General features: G+C 72.2%; 1 protein-coding gene. It reads left to right on the forward strand.

The window, feature by feature from the left end; genetic code table 11:
* Positions 1 to 644 (forward strand): contractile injection system tape measure protein (locus KHO18_RS28285; RefSeq protein WP_211944325.1); only part of this gene is annotated, 644 nt, incomplete at its 5' end.
* Positions 645 to 776 lie beyond the last annotated feature (132 nt).

Here is a 776-nt window from a genome sequence, read left to right on the forward strand (position 1 = left end):
CCGTGGAGCGCGTGCAGGCCGAGGCGCCCCGCCACGGCGCACCCGCGCCCCAGCCCGCGCCGTGGAAGGGCACCGCGTCGGCAGCCGCCGACCTGCCTGAGCTTGCCGTGCTGCCCACGCTTGGCGATAGCGATACCCACTACATCGGCGACGCCGGGCTGGTGCTGTTGGCTACCTACAGCCAGCGCCTGTTCGGCATGCTGGACCTGCTCGACGGCAAGACGCTGCGCGACGCGCAAGCGGCGGCGCGCGCGGTGCGCTGCCTGGCGTGGCTTGCGCACGGGCATGACCAGGCCAGCGAGCCCGAATGCGTGCTGCCTAAGCTGCTGTGCGGCATGCCGCTGGACGCGCCGCTGGTTGGCGAAGGCGCGCTGGACGCAGCCACGCGGCGCTTGCTCGACGATCTGATCGGCGCCGTAATCGGCCACTGGAGCGCGCTCGGCAAGACCTCGCCCGAGGGCCTGCGCCAGACCTTCTTGCTGCGCGAGGGCCGGCTTACGCGCGAGTCCAATGACAGCGGCCATCACTGGCGGCTGGCGGTCAAGCCGGGCCCGTTCGACATGCTGCTCGACCGCCTGCCGTGGTCGTTCAGCACGATCAAGCTGCCCTGGATGCAGGAGGTCATGTATGTCGACTGGCGCTAGATCCGACGTGGCGCTGCATGCCGAGGCGCTGGGGCGCGAGCTGGACTGGCTCGAGCGGGCGCTGGACCTGCGCTTCGCCGCGCATTTCGGCGCAGCCGGCGCCGACGGCGGCAGTGGCGCCGCCACGCCGCC

The organism is Cupriavidus campinensis (genome assembly GCF_905397395.1).
Lineage (GTDB): Bacteria > Pseudomonadota > Gammaproteobacteria > Burkholderiales > Burkholderiaceae > Cupriavidus > Cupriavidus campinensis.